The organism is Desulfobaculum bizertense DSM 18034 (genome assembly GCF_900167065.1).
GTDB classification, from domain to species: Bacteria; Desulfobacterota; Desulfovibrionia; order Desulfovibrionales; family Desulfovibrionaceae; genus Desulfobaculum; species Desulfobaculum bizertense.
This window is the reverse complement of sequence record NZ_FUYA01000003.1, coordinates 51,941-67,592: the sequence shown is the minus strand read 5'-3', so window position 1 is coordinate 67,592 and position 15,652 is coordinate 51,941. Positions and strand designations below refer to the sequence as shown.

The 15,652-nt window shown below is 53.1% G+C and carries 19 protein-coding genes; 5 read left to right on the top strand and 14 right to left on the bottom strand.

Annotation, left to right across the window (positions count from 1 at the left end):
* Positions 1-90 precede the first annotated feature (90 nt).
* From B5D23_RS05320 to B5D23_RS05310, 3 genes are all read right to left on the bottom strand, one after another.
* Entirely contained in the window at positions 91-1,611 is a 1,521-nt protein-coding gene (locus tag B5D23_RS05320; RefSeq protein WP_078684381.1) for a carboxypeptidase M32, read from the bottom strand.
* Between the two features lie 202 nt (positions 1,612-1,813).
* Entirely contained in the window at positions 1,814-3,019 is a 1,206-nt protein-coding gene (locus B5D23_RS05315; protein ID WP_078684380.1) for an MFS transporter, read from the bottom strand.
* A 226-nt stretch (positions 3,020-3,245) separates the two neighbouring features.
* Positions 3,246-3,857, bottom strand: a complete 612-nt coding sequence (locus B5D23_RS05310; RefSeq protein WP_078684379.1) for a MarC family protein — start codon at positions 3,855-3,857, stop codon at positions 3,246-3,248.
* Positions 3,858-4,415: 558 nt separating this feature from the next.
* Here B5D23_RS05310 and B5D23_RS05305 point away from each other — a divergent pair.
* From B5D23_RS05305 to B5D23_RS05290, 5 genes are all read left to right on the top strand, one after another.
* On the top strand, positions 4,416-5,069 hold the full coding sequence (locus B5D23_RS05305; protein ID WP_200803630.1) for a LysE family translocator: 654 nt from the start codon (positions 4,416-4,418) through the stop codon (positions 5,067-5,069).
* 12 nt (positions 5,070-5,081) lie between these two features.
* Positions 5,082-5,852, top strand: coding sequence for a hypothetical protein (locus tag B5D23_RS05300; RefSeq protein ID WP_078684378.1), 771 nt, complete (start codon positions 5,082-5,084; stop codon positions 5,850-5,852).
* 149 nt (positions 5,853-6,001) lie between these two features.
* A complete protein-coding gene (locus B5D23_RS15015) occupies positions 6,002-6,142 on the top strand; it encodes a hypothetical protein (RefSeq protein WP_159445922.1) in 141 nt (46 codons plus the stop codon).
* Positions 6,143-6,256: 114 nt separating this feature from the next.
* Positions 6,257-6,484, top strand: a complete 228-nt coding sequence (locus B5D23_RS05295; RefSeq protein ID WP_078684377.1) for a hypothetical protein — start codon at positions 6,257-6,259, stop codon at positions 6,482-6,484.
* A gap of 2 nt (positions 6,485-6,486) precedes the next feature.
* Positions 6,487-6,681 (top strand): hypothetical protein, encoded by a 195-nt coding sequence (locus B5D23_RS05290; protein WP_078684376.1) that lies wholly within the window; start codon positions 6,487-6,489, stop codon positions 6,679-6,681.
* 53 nt (positions 6,682-6,734) lie between these two features.
* Here B5D23_RS05290 and rpe read toward each other — a convergent pair whose 3' ends face one another.
* The 11 genes from rpe to fliS form a co-directional block, all read right to left on the bottom strand.
* Positions 6,735-7,403 carry a ribulose-phosphate 3-epimerase gene (rpe, locus tag B5D23_RS05285; protein ID WP_078684375.1) on the bottom strand — a complete coding sequence of 223 codons (669 nt, stop codon included), beginning with the start codon at positions 7,401-7,403 and terminating at the stop codon, positions 6,735-6,737.
* Between the two features lie 14 nt (positions 7,404-7,417).
* Complete coding sequence (ahbA, locus tag B5D23_RS05280) at positions 7,418-7,876, bottom strand: siroheme decarboxylase subunit alpha (protein ID WP_078684374.1); 459 nt, start codon at positions 7,874-7,876, stop codon at positions 7,418-7,420.
* Positions 7,877-9,043 carry a heme b synthase gene (gene ahbD / locus B5D23_RS05275; RefSeq protein WP_078684373.1) on the bottom strand — a complete coding sequence of 389 codons (1,167 nt, stop codon included), beginning with the start codon at positions 9,041-9,043 and terminating at the stop codon, positions 7,877-7,879. It abuts the gene before it with no gap.
* A gap of 1 nt (position 9,044) precedes the next feature.
* On the bottom strand, positions 9,045-10,040 hold the full coding sequence (gene hemB / locus B5D23_RS05270) for a porphobilinogen synthase (protein ID WP_200803629.1): 996 nt from the start codon (positions 10,038-10,040) through the stop codon (positions 9,045-9,047).
* A 62-nt stretch (positions 10,041-10,102) separates the two neighbouring features.
* Positions 10,103-10,345: a hypothetical protein gene (locus B5D23_RS14910; RefSeq protein ID WP_144012552.1), complete on the bottom strand. Its 243-nt coding sequence runs from the start codon at positions 10,343-10,345 to the stop codon at positions 10,103-10,105.
* Entirely contained in the window at positions 10,312-11,493 is a 1,182-nt protein-coding gene (gene ahbC / locus B5D23_RS05265) for a 12,18-didecarboxysiroheme deacetylase (protein WP_078684372.1), read from the bottom strand. The genes B5D23_RS14910 and ahbC overlap by 34 nt, the downstream gene beginning before the upstream one ends.
* 242 nt (positions 11,494-11,735) lie before the next feature.
* Positions 11,736-12,437: a 4Fe-4S binding protein gene (locus B5D23_RS05260; RefSeq protein ID WP_078684371.1), complete on the bottom strand. Its 702-nt coding sequence runs from the start codon at positions 12,435-12,437 to the stop codon at positions 11,736-11,738.
* A gap of 57 nt (positions 12,438-12,494) precedes the next feature.
* The gene (locus B5D23_RS05255) at positions 12,495-13,169 is read right to left on the bottom strand and encodes a hypothetical protein (protein ID WP_078684370.1); all 675 of its coding nucleotides are present in this window, start codon (positions 13,167-13,169) and stop codon (positions 12,495-12,497) included.
* Between the two features lie 96 nt (positions 13,170-13,265).
* Positions 13,266-13,601, bottom strand: coding sequence for a hypothetical protein (locus B5D23_RS05250; RefSeq protein ID WP_078684369.1), 336 nt, complete (start codon positions 13,599-13,601; stop codon positions 13,266-13,268).
* Between the two features lie 18 nt (positions 13,602-13,619).
* Positions 13,620-14,687 carry a YIP1 family protein gene (locus B5D23_RS05245; RefSeq protein ID WP_078684627.1) on the bottom strand — a complete coding sequence of 356 codons (1,068 nt, stop codon included), beginning with the start codon at positions 14,685-14,687 and terminating at the stop codon, positions 13,620-13,622.
* Between the two features lie 254 nt (positions 14,688-14,941).
* A complete protein-coding gene (gene fliS, locus B5D23_RS05240; RefSeq protein ID WP_078684368.1) occupies positions 14,942-15,643 on the bottom strand; it encodes a flagellar export chaperone FliS in 702 nt (233 codons plus the stop codon).
* Positions 15,644-15,652: the final 9 nt, after the last annotated feature.

The window sequence follows — 15,652 nt, the reverse complement described above, 5'->3', positions numbered from 1 at the left end:
ATCTGCTATTCTTTTGAGCTACGCTCTTGCCTGCAATGATTATCATTAAATGACGGGGCATTGCAGACAAGGGCGTCTCATAGATTTTTTTTAACAATTTTCCAGAGAGAGCGAGTATAGCTCACCGTATTTCCGGCTTAGATGTGTGCACAGGGCCTTTGCAGAAGGCTTTTCTCCTGTGACACGTTCCACCAGATCACGAGGCAGGTAGCGCGAGCCATGAGCATGGATATGGGTGCGGAGCCAGTCCAGAAGTGGAGCAAATTCTCCTTTCTCAAACATGGCATTCAGATCCCCAAGCTCACGCTCTGCGGCATCCATAAACTGGGATGCATAGATGTTCCCCAGTGTGTAGGTCGGGAAGTAGGTGAGAAGTCCAGAAGCCCAGTGCACATCCTGCATAACGCCCTGCGCGTCAGTCTCGGGGGTGATGCCGAGCATCTTTTGCATAGCGGTATTCCATGCTTCTGGCAGGTCCTGCACGGACAGTTCCCCGCGGAGCAGTGCCCGCTCCAGTTTGAAGCGGAGCATGATGTGGATGTTATACGTTACTTCGTCGGCGTCGGTACGGATAAGTCCGGGCTTGACCTCGTTTGCTGCAAAGTGGAAGGCGTCGAGGTCCACACTGGACAGTGAAGGGTAGGCTTTCTGGACCTGTGGGAAGGCATAGACCCAAAAGCCTTTGGAGCGGGCCACAAGATTTTCCCAAAGCCGGGACTGAGATTCGTGGATGCCCAGTGAAACAGCCCGGCCGCATGGGGTGCCGAAGCGTTCTGCCGGGATGCCCTGACTGTACAAAGCGTGGCCGCATTCGTGGACGATGCCGAAGAAGGATTCGGCAAAATCGTGCTCGTTGTAGCGCGTAGTGATGCGAATATCCTTTGGACCAACACTCGTGCAGAAGGGGTGCACAGTGGTATCCATGCGCCCCATGTTAAAGTCAAAGCCCAGTGCCTGAACCATTTGCCGGGCCATTTTTTCCTGCGTTTTTTGCGGGAATTCCCGTTTCATAATGGTTGCATCTGGGCGGACGCTGCTGCCAAGGATGGCATCAAGAATGCGCTGTGTTGTTTCCATGAGGTCGGTAAAGATATTCTCCAGCTCTTCTACTGATTCACCGGGTTCATAGTCTTCAATCAGCACGTCATATGGGTCTTTGCTGTCATCCAGAGTTGCCGCGACTTCTTTTTTGAGTTTGACGGTTTTTTCCAGATATGGCGCAAAGCTTTTCCAGTCGTTTTTTTGCCGGGCCATTGCCCAGACACCCTCGCTTTCGGTGGAATTTCGGGCAACTTCCACAGCAAGGCGTTCTGGAATCTTTCGTGCTCTGTTGAGGTATTTGGACCAGACGCGCAGGTTGGCGCTTTGCTGGTCGTCCTCTGGATTTTCGAGCAGTTCCTGACAGGCATCCAGAGCTGCAAAAAGTTTGGGGTCGGTGTTGCGTTTATGAATGACGCGGGTCAGGGCGCCCATCTGTGCGGCCCTGTATGCGTGTCCCTGCACTGGAATCTGTGTCCCCTGATCCCAGGCGAGCAGAGCTGCAACCGTTTCCAGTTGCGTGGTCTCTGTCATGTGTAAAACAAGAGAATCATATGCATCGGTGCAGTTCATGGTGACTCCTTTGGGGAATGAAAAAACGTGCAGTGACAATAACAGACTGCGCAAAAAAAGAAAGGCATAAGGCTTTGATAAATGGAGACATTGCCGTTATGCCCGTGGCGCATAAAAAAAGCCCTGTCAGGACGCGATTTGTGTCCGAACAGGGCTTCTGTTTTTTTACTGGTTTGTACTGATTATTGCAGACGCATGACTTTTAGCCTGCAAAAGCCGCATATTTTTTCTGCTCAGAGCGGACTGCATGAGCGCGGAAGATCATGGACAGGACTGTGAGGGCTGCGAACAGGGCAAGCAGGGTCAGGATAGAGGGGGAAATGTGCGAGGCTAGCGCCGGAGCAAGGCCCGACATAATTGACACCACACATCCGTACAGGCTGTTGACAGAACCGCTGTATTCTTTGTTCTGTTCCAAAGCCTTGGTAAATGCATAGGTCAGGGCGCAGGCTGTGACCATGTAGCCTGTTGCCGGAATAGCGTAGACCATCCACAGGCTCTGTGGCAGCTCAAAACTCAGTCCTGCAACAAGGCACAGGAGCACAAGAATTCCCCCCTGGCTGAGTGTCAGCATTCGTCGGCGGGCCATGTCGCTTCGCGTAATAAAAAAGCGTTTATAAATGGCCTGTCCCACAAACCATGCGACACCAAGCATAAGGCTCATTGTGCCGTATGTGGATGCACTTTTGTGCAGGATATTTTGTACGACAAAGGTCGACACAACGCCGAATGCCGTGGTCAGTCCATAGAGCCAGCCTGCGGACAGGGAATAGCTCCAGAAAATTTTGTCAGAGAGCACGACCTTATAGCGTTTGAGCACGCTTCGGACGTCAAGCGCGTGTTTATAGCGCAGGGTTTCCGGAAGGAAGAAGAGTGTAAACAGGAACGCTCCGCCACTAATGCAGCCAAGCACTATGAAATTTGCTTCCCAGCCAAAGTATTCTTGCAGATAGCCGCCGATGGTTGGCGCAACAATGGGACCAATGGCCCAGGTCATGGCAATGGTGGAAAGATTTTTGTCGTATTCCCGGCCTTCGAAGACGTCGCCAATCAGGGTTCGCCCCACGACGCCAAACCAGCCCGCGCAGAAACCCTGCACGATGCGGATGATATGGAGTTGGGTGATGGAATCTGCAAAGGGCGCGATGAAGCTCGCAAAAGTAAAAAGAAGTGTGCTGGCAATGACAAGAGGACGGCGTCCAACGGAGTCAGAGATGACGCCAGAAAATGCCTGTGTTGCGCCGTAGGCCAGAAGGTACATGAAGACGAGAGCCTTGCATTCTGCTGCGCTAACAGCAAAATTCCGGGCAAGATCAGGAAGGGATGCGAGCATGATGTCAACAGCGCACCCCATAAGCAGCATCAGCGAAACAGCGCTGAGCAGTGCCATTTTTTGTGTTCGGTTCATGGCGGTATCCACTAGGACGTGGTTAAGGTTTCCCTGCGATGCGAAACGTCAAGGGGGAGGGACGAACGCGTGAGACGCGTTGCGAACCCGTTCAGCTAGGTATTCAGAAAGAAAGTGTCAAGGCGCAAAATGACCCGCCAGAAAAAGAAAAAAGCATCTCCCTTAAATGGCAGGATATTTTTCTGCCCAAGGAAGATGCTTTTTTATGATGTGTAATCAGGGCTGTTTAGCCGAGCGATTCAATAAAGAGCTTTATTCCGTCTTCGAGCATTTGGAACGACATGAGTATAAGGATAAGTCCCATGAGCCGCTCTGCTGCACGTAGTCCTTTAGGGCCAAGCACTCTCGACAGCAGCGGCATAAGAAGCATGATAATAAGCGTTGCGCTCCAGGCGATGACAATAGACGGCAGCAGCAGGGTCGTTGTGTCACCTCGGTGTGCGTAGACCATGACTGCCGCCAGCAGTGACGGGCCAGCAATGAGCGGAACCGCGAGCGGGACAATAAAAGGATCAGAGACCGCAGGTTCTGCGCTTTCTCCATTTGCTGGCGGAAAGACCATTTTCATGGAAATGACAAACAGAATCGCTCCACCCGCAATGCGCAGGGTGGACTGGCCAATGTCCAGCAAGCTTAGGAGACCTTCTCCTAGGTACTGGAATGTCAGGATGATAAGCAGAGCAAAGATGCACTCCCGCAGTATGATTGCCCGCTGGCGCGCAGGTGAGTGATCTTTCAGGATCGAAAGAGAAATAGCTCCGTTCCCAATCGGGTCCATGATTAAAAACAACGGAAATGCTAGTTCAAAAATGCTCTGTATCATACTCGAAAGTTCCATCTGCTTCTCCCACTTCTCAGAATACTGTTACGCGTTTTTGCGTAATGTGAAGCGGTACAGCCTTTTGTGGTGAATTGGCAAGCTCTCTCTCGTGAGCCTACCTTATCCTTGCTGGTCGGTCACGGTCCCTTTTGCTACGCTTGGGTTGAAGGTTTTATCGGTTGGGTGGTGTTTTGTTGGGGCGCTGCCCCAAACCCTGCAAGGGGCGCTGCCCCTTGACCCCGCCCAAGGACGAGGCCCTTGGGAATCCCGCTCTCGCTCAAAAAAAACAGGGCTGAATGGGATGAAGGCTTTGCTTTCCTCTCCATCAGCCCTGTTTTTTTTGAGCTAGTGGGCGTTTCCCGATTGCGGCGACTCGCAGAAGAGAAAGAGGTTTTCTTATCGCCTTCTCACCCAAGTTTGAATTTCATTCACGCGAAGCGTGGATGGAATTCAAACTCGCTGAGGATACGTAAGGGAATCATTCCCTTACGCGGGGTCCGGGGCTGGCCCCGGCCGGGGTTTGGGGGCGGCGCGCCCAACACAACGACTCATAATAAAAAAAAGGAAAAAATTTTCATGCTTGGAATTGGGCTTGAGCAGTACATGATGTTTATGGCGGCGGTGCTGCTGCTGAACCTGACGCCGGGGCCGGACATGATATACGTAGCGACGCGGAGCGCGGCGCAGGGGCGTGGAGCGGGGCTAGCGTCTGCGCTGGCAATTGCGTGCGGCGGAGTGCTGCATACCTGCGCCGCGGCGCTGGGGCTTTCGGCGGTGCTGATGCACTCGGCGCTGGCGTACGATCTTGTGCGCTGGGCAGGCGCGGCATACCTCGTGTGGATGGGGCTAAAGATGCTGCGGAGCGGAGGGGCGAAAAAGGTTATGGCTGGAGCGAATGGGGGGACAGTTCATGAACGAGAGCCGCTGTGGAAGCTGTTCCGACAGGGACTGATCGTCGCCGTGCTAAATCCGAAAGTGGCGCTGTTCTTTTTGTCGTTTTTGCCGCAGTTCGCCAACCCGAACGGAGAAAATTTTACGGCACAGCTCGTGCTTTTGGGGCTGAGCTTTTGCATGAGCGGATTTCTTGTGCTGCTGGGCGTTGTGCTGTGCTGTGGTGCCGTGCGAACCTTTGCCGCAGGGCGCCCGGGACTGCATCGCTTCCAGAACAGTTTGACTGGCGGTATATTCATCACATTGGGGATTTGCCTCGGATTTGCAAAGCGGTCGTAGTGGAGAAAAAGAATGAGCAGCCAATTTGATGATTTTGCTGATGGACTGATGAAAGAGACGCTTTCGGAGGCTGCGGAGAACTTTTTTGGAGCCAGAAAGCGGCTCGAAGATGAAATTTATGACTTTGAGCAGGCAAAAGAGCGGCTGAGAAAGGTGGAGAGAAACGTTCTGCGCGAGCTGGCGCTGCTGCATGAACTTCTGCTGAATGATGAGGAGATGATTCATAAATTTTTTGATGCCCTTGGCGTCAATGCGCCACACCTTGTGCATATGGTTCCGGAGGACAGCCCCCGGGGAGAGCGACATGCCGTGTTTGCCCTGACGCGGGCGGGGCGCTACGCCCGGATGCTGTCTTTGACGTATGGCGATGTACAGCAGGCCGTGGAGTGTTACCTGCATGGGGAGTACATCGATGCGGGGGATGGAAGCGGGCGAAAGCATATCACGGTGAACTATAATCATTTGCAGAAACAGTGCGAGGCCCTGAACCGGGAAGTGAGGCTTGTGAATGAAAGTCAGTCACCTTCGACAACGCTGGCTTTTGTTCGGCATATGGACCCCGAGCTGGAACGCCGGGAAGAGCTGTCTGGCGCTGTTCTCAATGGGTACACTGGCATTGATAAAGATATGCACTTCCCGGAAGTAGAATGCCTTGGGATGCATTTTTTGGCGTCACCGGATTTGCCACCGCGTAAAAACGTGAATGGAAAAATTCAGCGCTTTGCAAAAAAAATGTATGGCGAAAAAAATGAAGAAATTTCAGCGCTCCTCTCAGCTTTGTAGAAAATCCCAGGACTGGGGTGAAGGGCTTTGCTCTGGGCGAAAGACGTGTTTCAGTGTATAGATATGCAGCGAAACGAGCTTTTATGTGGCAGTGCGTAGCGCCTTGTGGAAGGGGCAACGGGCTTGCTTTGACGAGTTGAGGAGGGGCTATGCTGGATGGATTTTCTGAGATAACGCGAGTGTTTTTAATTACGGGTATGTTCACGGTCATTGGACTGATCGCGGGAGCCTGTATTGTGCGCTACCATAATTCAAAACTGATCCGTGGTGGCAAACAGCGAAGAATGTAGAGCTGGCGGTTTTTGAGAGGGGGCAGACGAGACGGCCAGAGGCGATACGCCATGATGAGTAAACAGGGGCAGGGTGCAGCACGCGCCGTCCCAAAAACGTGATGGAGTCAGTGCATGAGTTTTTTGAAGCTCTTCATTAAAACCCTTGGATTTGTGCTTGCAGTGCCGTTTATAACGTATGGTTTTCTTGGCCTGATTCGTTTTTTGCGGCTCGAAGGGCTTATTGATTCCTACCTTGGTTTTGTGGGGTCCTACAAAAATCCAGTGACGGCATTTATTCTTGTCGTGATTGGCCTGTGCCTCATGTATGGACTGAATGCACTGGCAAACAAGATGCGCTAAAAATGAGAAAGACAATTCGAGAGCTGTTCCAGCGCCGGAGTGTCCAGATTGGATACTTTGTCGCTGGTATTCTTTTTATTCCGCTGAGTCGGTTCTTTGTTCCGTTCTGGATACGTTTCCCCGTACTGGCCCTATGGGCTGTGGGCTTGGCAATGCTCTTGCCACAGCTCCTCGGCAAGTCAGACAAACAGGCATAAAAAAGCGCCCCATGAGGAATCACGGGGCGCTGATTTTTTACTGTGGCAATGACCTAGAGGGCGCCAGCAGCCTTGAGAAAGGTCTGGTGACGTTCTGCGTAGGGCGGGAAGCCAAAGAACGCAGAACCGGAAACGAGAACATCGGCCCCAGCTTCCACCAGCTCCGGAGTGTTTTCCGGGGTGCAGCCGCCGTCGACCTGAATAAGCATATTCGGGTTCAGGACGTTGCGAAGGGCGCTGAGTTCACGGATCTTCTGCATGGAGAAGGGTATGAACTTCTGGCCGCCAAAGCCGGGATTCACACTCATGATGAGGACCATATCCAGCTGAGGGATGAGGTACTCAATGGCAGAGAGTGGGGTTGCCGGGTTCAGGGCCACGGCGCACTTGGCACCAAGGCGGGAGATTTCGCTGACGGTGCGTTCCAGATGATGAGTCGCCTCGGCGTGGACGCAGATCAGGTCTGCACCAGCTTTGGCAAAGTCTTCCAGATAACGCTCGGGCTGTTCGATCATCAGGTGAACGTCAAAGAACAGGGAAGAGTTCTTGCGCAGGGCCTTGATGATGGGGGCACCCAGAGTGATGTTCGGCACAAAATTGCCGTCCATGACGTCCCAGTGGACCCATTTGAGCTGTGCTTCTTCGAGAGCTTTCAGCTCCTCGGCCAGACGTCCAAAGTCACTGGAAAGCAGTGACGGAGAAAGAATAAATTCTCGATTCATGGTTCCTCCAGCGCTTATTCTGCGCTGCTGTCCATTTTGAAATCCACCTTGATCTTATACATCTCTTCGGCGGGCAGGTTAAGAATTCGGATACCAGTTTTTTCGGTAATCGCAGCCAGTGCCTCGGCAACCATTTCTTTTGACTCACCAATAAAGGTAAACCAGATGTTGAAGTGGTTTTTGCGCAGATAGTTGTGCGTGACGCCGGGGTGGGCATTGACTTCCGCAACAAAGGCATCAATCTGGTCTTCGGGAACTGCGGCAGCACACAGGGTCGAGTGCCAGCCCAGCTCGCGAGACTGAAAATTGCCACCAATGCGGCGAATGACGCCATTTTCTCGCAGGGCACGAATTCGTGCGAGGACGTCCTCTTCGCTCAGGCCAAGGGCTTTGCCGACCTCAGCGTAGGGGCGCTCTGCAATGGGAAAATCTGACTGAATGATGTCCAGAATCTGCTTGTCGAAGCTGTCCATTTATGCGTCCTTTTTGGCCTTTCTGGGGGTGTAGGAACACAGCGGCTCTTCTGCAAGATGGCTTCCGTTCATGGTGTAGGCACGGGCACGGCAGCCAGCACAGACCTTGTGATATTCGCAGACGCCACACTTGCCTTCAAAACAGTCCTGATTTCTGAACTCATTGAAGTGTTTGGAGTTCTTCCAGATTTCCGGGAAGGGCGTCTTTTTGACATCGCCGCAGTCCAGCTCAAGATAGCCGCAGGGCTGAACAATGCCGGTGTGCGAAATAAAGCAGAATCCAACGCCGCCAAGGCAGCCGCGGGAGACAGCATCCAGACCAAAGTTTTCAAAGGTGACGGGGATACCGTCTTCCTTGGCCCGCTGGCGCAAAATGCGATGATAGTGCGGGGCACAGGTGGCCTTGAGCTGCATGGATGTGGTCTTGCGGAAGTCGTAGAACCAGTTCAGCACATCTTCGTATTCCTGGGCGGAAATGATCTCTGCGCCAAGCTCTGCACCACGTCCGGTGGGGACGAGCAGGAAAATGTGCCACGCCACAGCGCCAATCTCTTCACAAAGCTTGAAGATGTCCTTGAACATGCCAAGGTTGCCGCGGGTGACGGTGGTGTTGATCTGGAACTCAATACCTTCATCCTTGAGGTACTGAATGCCGCGCATGCTGGCTTCGAAGGCACCGGGAACGCCACGGAATTCATCGTGGGTGTCCTTGCATGGGCCATCAATGGAGATGGAAACACGCTCGATACCGACTTCCTTCATGGTCTTGGCAACTTCTGGAGTGATGAGCGTTCCGTTAGGAGCCATCACACAGCGCAGGCCCTTGCTCTTGGCGTAGCGGACCAGATCTGGCCAGTCTTTACGCATGAGCGGTTCACCACCAGTAAAGATGACGATGGGATTGCCTGTTTCCGGGAAGGTATCAATAAGAGCCTTGGCCTCGGCATTGGTCAGCTCGCCGGGGTAAGGTTCGGTGTGTGCTTCGGCTCGGCAGTGCTTGCAGGCCAGATTGCAGGAGCGAGTAATTTCCCAGGCAATCAGACGAAGCGGCGGAGTGCCGTCCTGTGCTGCGCCATGTCCGTGAGGGCAGGCTCCGGGGTGGCCGCCAGCTCCGTGAGCAGGCTTGCCGGGAGCAGCTTTTGGATGTTCAAAGGTTGTTTTTGTCATCTTATTTCCCCTGAAGGCGCAGAAAGTCTTCGGTGAAATAGGTGAGGATGAGGTCTGCGCCTGCGCGTTTGAGAGCCGTGAGTGACTCGAGCATGACAGCTTCGCCATCAATCCAGCCGTTCTGGGCTGCGGCCTTAATCATGGAGTACTCTCCACTGACCTGATAGGTGGCAAGCGGGACATGCAGTTCCTGGCGAACAGCATACAGGACGTCGAGGTAAGGCAGGCCGGGCTTCACCATGATGATGTCGGCACCTTCTTCAACGTCGGCAATGGCTTCACGAAGTCCTTCGCGAAGGTTGCCGGGGTCCATCTGATAGGTTCGGCGGTCGCCGTGGGAAGGAGCGCTTTCTGCTGCTTCGCGGAACGGACCATAAAAAGAGGAGGCATATTTTACTGCATAGGACATGATGGGCAGGTTTTTGTAGCCAGCCTCATCAAGGGCTGTGCGAATGGCCAGAACGCGGCCGTCCATCATGTCGGATGGGGCAACCATGTCTGCGCCTGCCTTGGCATGGGAAACAGCAGTTTTTGCCAAAAGATCAAGGGTCTGGTCGTTCAGAACCAGGCCTTTTTTGTCGCCTTCTTTCAGCAGACCGCAGTGGCCGTGGGAGGTGTACTCGCACAGGCAGACGTCGGTCGCAACGAGCAGATCAGGAAAGCTCTTTTTCAGGCGGCGGATTGCCTGCTGCACAATGCCGTTGTCATCATAGGCACCAGAGGCCACGGCGTCTTTTTCTTTGGGCAGGCCAAAGAGCATGCAGGAACGCATGCCAAGAGCGACGGCTTCGCCAACCTGCTTTTCGAGCTGGTCAACAGAAAGCTGATACTGGCCGGGCATGGCGTCGATTGGCTTTTTGAAATTTGGGTCATCCGTCTCAACGACGAAATACAGCATCATGAGGTCTTCGGGGCGGACGACGGTTTCACGTACGAGATCCCGAATGGTGGTGCTGGTGCGGAGTCTGCGGCCCCGGTGGAATTTTGGCAGGTCCATGATTTTCCTCCTGATACAAATGCGCCGGGATGCGCAAGAGCGCATCCCGGCGTGAGCATGACTTAATGATGAGAGTGGCCCTGAGCAAGTTCTATCATCTTGTGATAGTTCCGGCGTTTTGCTGCTTCTTCTTCTCGAAGAGCAAAGCGCTTTTTGTTTTCCAGTTCCTCGCGCTGCTCCATGATGCTGGTGCAGCGACGCTGATGGATTGCTATGGCCTGATTCAGAACGACAAGAGCTCGCTTGCTGCGCAGTGCGTAGAAGTTGTGCCTTACGGCCTGATTTCGTCGTCTGTTAAATAACATGCGGGGTCCGTTGCCCAGACATCCCCGTAGTAGGCTTCTGCTCGGGCACGGAAGTTGCCGCCGCATATACCCAGATATTTGCATGTTGCACACCTTCCCTTCACATACTGCTTCTTGTCCTTGAGCTTGTGAAGGAGTTCAATATTCGGGTCATCCCAGATTTCGGAGAAGGGGCGTTCAAGCACGTTTCCGAAGGTGTGATTCCGCCAGAACTGGTCGGCGTGGACTTTGCCATCCCAGGAGATACAGCCAATGCCGCGGCCGGAGTTGTTGCCCTCATTGAACTGGAGAAGCTGTGCGATTTCTTCAGCACGCTTGGGATCTTCCTTCAGCATTCGCAGGTAGACGAGCGGGCCGTCTGCGTGGTTGTCGACGGTGAGGACTTCTTTTTCCAGACCATCTTCGTAGCAGCGACGGGTCTCGTCCATGATCAGGTTTACGGCTGCGCGGGTTTCCTGATGATCGAGGTCTTCCTTGATCAGTTCGGAACCACGGCCGGAGTAAACCAGATGGTAGAAACAGATGCGCGGGACTTCGAGGTCACGCAGCAGCTGGAAAAGTTTGGGGATTTCGGTCTGGTTACGCTTGTTGATGGTGAAGCGCAGACCAACTTTCAGGCCTTCGGCCTTACAGTTTTCGATACCACGGATGGCACGTTTGAAGGCACCGGGTACCTGACGGAACTTGTCGTGAATCTCTTCACCGCCATCAAGGGAAATACCAACGTAGGACAGGCCGATTTTTTTCAGCTCGGCAGCCTTTTCCTTGGTGATGAGTGTTCCGTTGGTGGAAATAACAGCGCGCATGCCCTGTTCTGTGGCATATTTTGCCAGATCGGGGAGGTCTTCACGAACCAAAGGCTCGCCACCGGAAAAGAGCATAACCGGGGCACCGTATTCAGCAAGATCCTTGATGATGGTCTTGCCCTGTTCGGTGTTGATTTCGTCTTTACCGTTCGGGTCCACAGCCTGAGCATAGCAATGCACACACTTCAGGTTGCAGCGGCGGGTCATATTCCAGACCACGACGGGCTTTTTATCTTTGGAAAACTGCAGAAGGTGGGAAGGAAGCTTGCCGGATTCCCGGCCGTAACGCAGTGCGTCAGATGCTTCCACAGCACCACAGTACAGTTTTGAGATACCTATCATGAACTACCTCCGTATGGGTTCGCCGTAAGGCCCCGGATAGAGCGGCGGCGGATGAATCTGTTCTATCGTCGGGTGCCCGACGCGGATGCCCCGCAACATAGACCTAACAGCACTGAGAGTCAAAGTCGCAATTGGGGTTTGAGATGCCTAGTATTTAGCTATGAAATAGGCTGTGTCAAACCTGGTAGGACCTGATGCGGGGATGCCAAAAGAGACTCGGTGCAAGACCTTGTGGTTTTACGTTATTTTTTACGGCTTTGTGAAGGTATCTCACAGGAAAATTTTTTCAGACCATCGCTAATGGTGTCTATGCCGAGCCTGTCGACACAGTCTGCAAAGCGCTCTCCGGGGCGAAGAGAAGAGTAGATTGTGGAAATGACATGCTCAAGAAGATCAGGAATCGATTCTGCGGCAAAGATAAAAGGAACTTCGAGCGCCAGTCTGGGATGGCGTCCAAGTTTGCCGCCAAGCTGGAGGCGAAATCCAGTGGCTCCGGGCTGGATGGCTCCGGAGGGGCAGGCACTGATGCAGGCGCCGCAACGAACACAGCGCTCCATGTCGATATTCGTGACGGTTCCCTCAGTATCAATAGAAAGGGCACCTTCGCGACAGGAGCTGTGGCAGCTTGCACACTGAATACAGTCGGAGCTGGTCAGGACGGGACTTGCCGCGCCAAGCAGACCAATATCGGCAATCTGCGGGCGGGAGCAGCCGTTAGGACAGTACGAGATGGAGAGTTTGAGCATGTGGTGAAAGAGCGGGGCGTCACCATACATGCTGCGGAGTCGTTCGCCGATTTTGGCTTCTGCCAAAACCTGCTGGACATTTTCAAGAAGTTCTGGAGCCGAAACGGCCTGCATGGGGCAGGACTGTGCTCCTCGGCATGCTTCAATGAAAAAACCGTCACCGGGGACCTGTGTCATTCTGGAATGTGTGTGCTTCATAAATTTTCTGTACCAGACACCTGCCCCCGGTTCTTTGACCTGTGTCAAAAATCCGAACTAGAGAGCAGGTTTTGGCGATTCTTTGGCGTCGTCTTTGGGTTGAGGCATGTTCCAGTCCCGGATGATTTCACCCATGCTTTGGGCCATGCTGCCGACAACAGTCTGGACCGGGGACAGTGGAAGCCGTGATTTCAGGCGATAAAAGACAAAGTCGCGGGTTTGCCCCGGGATAATCTGGCCAGCCTGTGCCAGAGACCAGATAAGTGTTCCTGTGGTGGCGTCATACACGCGGATGCGCATGGAAACTTGTGTTTGTCCTGCTGTGCCGCCATCAAGAATGTGAGTAATTTCTCCCCCGATAATGAGGTCGGCGCCCTGGCTTATGGCAACGGACTGCGCCGCAGCAAAGTCGTTTCGAAGCGCAGAATCTTCTGCAAAGCTCAGGGCTGGGAAGGCCTGAACTTCGAGCATGCTTTGCCAGACAATGCGGGAAAGTTCCATGCCGAGGTAGCTTCTGTCCCGCATTTTCTGGTCAACGCGCAAAGGAAGCATAAGCGCCGTCAAAGGCCGCATGGGGTGGTTTTTGGGCTGGACCATACGCTGGACGTCTGAGCTTTTGACTTCTTCGTCCAGGTAGACTGTGCCGGGGCCAGAGAGATCAAAGTCTCCAGCGCAGGAACACAGAAGAAAGAGGGCCATGCATGCGGCCAAAACAGAAATGCGGGGATTCATAAGCGGGATACTCCTTGCTGCGTTTTGCCCGGAAGCCCTTGTGGAGAGCTTCCGGACAGAAAAAAGACAGCAAGATACGTGCCGCAAAAAGGAGAGCTACTGAAGAGTGGAGGTTGGGGCAGGAACTGTGCCCATTGCCTCAAGGAGCTGCTCGCGGGACGCAAGCAGACTTTCCCGCAGTTCCAGCCGCTTTTGTGGGGACAGGCGTTTGAATTCTGGCTTGGAAGCCAAAGACTCAAGCTGCTCCATTTCGGTGCGGATTCGCTGCACCCGCTGCTGGAACTGAGGTTCGTTGTGCCAGAAGTTCGACGCTGCATCCGCAAGCTCAAGGAGTTCATTGGACAGCTCCAGAAAAGTCTGGGGTGCAATGTCATCCTCAAGGACTTTTGAATCCAGGAAATCTTTCAGGCGTTTTTTCAGAGCATCAAACATGCGTCACCTCAGGGACGGCTAAATTGATCCTGTGTTGACAGCAAACCACATGGCGATCAGGAAAGAAACAATCATCGACAGGATCATGAGTGCGAGGAACGGGAGAAGCAGAACACTGATTGTTTTGCCCACGCTCATGCCGTGGACTTTTTTCAGGCCCTTGTAAGTGAGAACAAGACTCCAGACGGAACCTACAATAGCACCTATCACAGGAAAAACTGAAAGAACAGTTGGCGCACAGGAATAACAAATGACTCTGTACGTTGCCTCATATGGCTGGTTTTTCTTGTGCAGCAGGCGAATTGTTCCGTGCAGTATACCCGAACTGATGTGACTGAAAAGAAATAAAAGAATCGGAAGGACCAAAAGAATGGCAAAAGATTCCGGTCCAGGCTCCGAGTTTCCAGCGGGCTGCGGGCCAAGCGCGACCAGAACATTGATGCCAAGAATGGACCCAAGCACCTGCCAGATGGTCTGGCACAGTGCCGAAAATTCACCCAAAAGAATGTAAAAGATCAGGGGCATTTTCCGGCCGCCAGCAAGGGGCATTTTCGAAAAGAATTCCGTAGGAGTCTTGCTGACTTTTTTGATGGTTTCAATCAGGCCATTGAAAAAGCCATGCTCTTCGAGATTCTCAAAGGGAACTGAAGAGCTTGCCTGTGTGCTGCTTTCTCTTGGGCGGAACTCCTGCTGTTCCTGCCAGCGCTCACGGTAGGCCCGGTTTTCATCCTCTTCGCCGTCCATGCTGTTCAGGCGGTCCCAGATTTCTTCTGTTTCCTGCATGCTCTGGGGCTTGGACGGGTTCAGCTCGTCTTCGACGTCCTCATGCTCCTGCTGCTTTTTTGCGACAGAATGTTCATCCGCTGCGACTTCTTCTTCACTCAAAGAAATTTTGACGGTTTTGACGCCCTCAGCTGGTGCCTGTGGGGTCTCGTTCTGCTTGAGTTCATCATCAAAGCTAAATTCTGGAGCACGGAACTGAAATTTTTTCCCACATTTGGGGCAGGTGGCTCGAACAGACTTTGTTGGGATTTTATCATCAGGAACTTCGCGGGCATAGTCGCAGTGAGGGCACGTTATTTTCATAAGGGAATCCTTTTTCGCTTGGATTTAATTATCCACAATACCTGTTCAAAAGTTGATTTTCAAGGGGTTGCACCCTTTTGCGAGGAGATGCTGCTGTTTGATTTTCTTATCTATTTTTTGTGTTGAACGGCGGGCTTTTTGCGTCCTTGAGCGCTTTGGGGCTGAATGGAAAACGCCTCTGTCATACAAAACAGGAGTTCTGTATAGCAGAGGCGTCGTGTCTACTTTATCTCGTACTTTGGAACTGGGGGAGATTATTTCCCAGAGGGTCCATAAGTGCCAGGCATGCCTTTGCGACTTGGGCGCAGCAGGCGTAACTTGGGACCAGCCGTTCCCGCTGCACTTTTCCCCGCAGGCTGAGGCTGGGGAACGGTGGGCTTGGGTTTGAGCTGGCTTGCCTGAGCGCTCCCTGTGGGCGGCTTTACCGTCCCAAGCATGGCTTCAAAGCTCGCAGCAGAGCTTTTGGGAACCTGTGCTTTGGGTTGGGGCTGAGCTTTTTCAGGCTGTTCTGGTGCACTGGGCTGAGGCTTTTCAGCACGGTTTTCAACAGGTGGCTGTGGCGCGGGCGCTGGTTCGCTTTCTGCCGGAGCTGGCTTGCCCTGAATTTCTGCAAAGGAGCCACGAAGACCATCGAGAATGCGGATAACATCATCAATGTATTCGGGTTTCATGTCCATGTTCGCGCGCAAGAGGCGCGTGTTGCAGAAAAAGTACAGATCATGCAGGCGCTGCGAAATCTCGCCGCCCTTGTCTGTATTCAGACTTTCGTCCAGTTCCGAAATGACATCCATTGCCCGAGAGATAAGAATGCCTTTCTGGGCATAGTCTTTCTCGGCCATCTTGATCTTTGCCTGTCTCAAAAACTTGATTGCTCCGCTATACAGCAGAAGCAGCAGTTCTCCCTTTGAAACGGTGCTTACTTGCGTCTTCAGGTACGCCTGTGCGCCTCGCAGCATTCGTTCTCC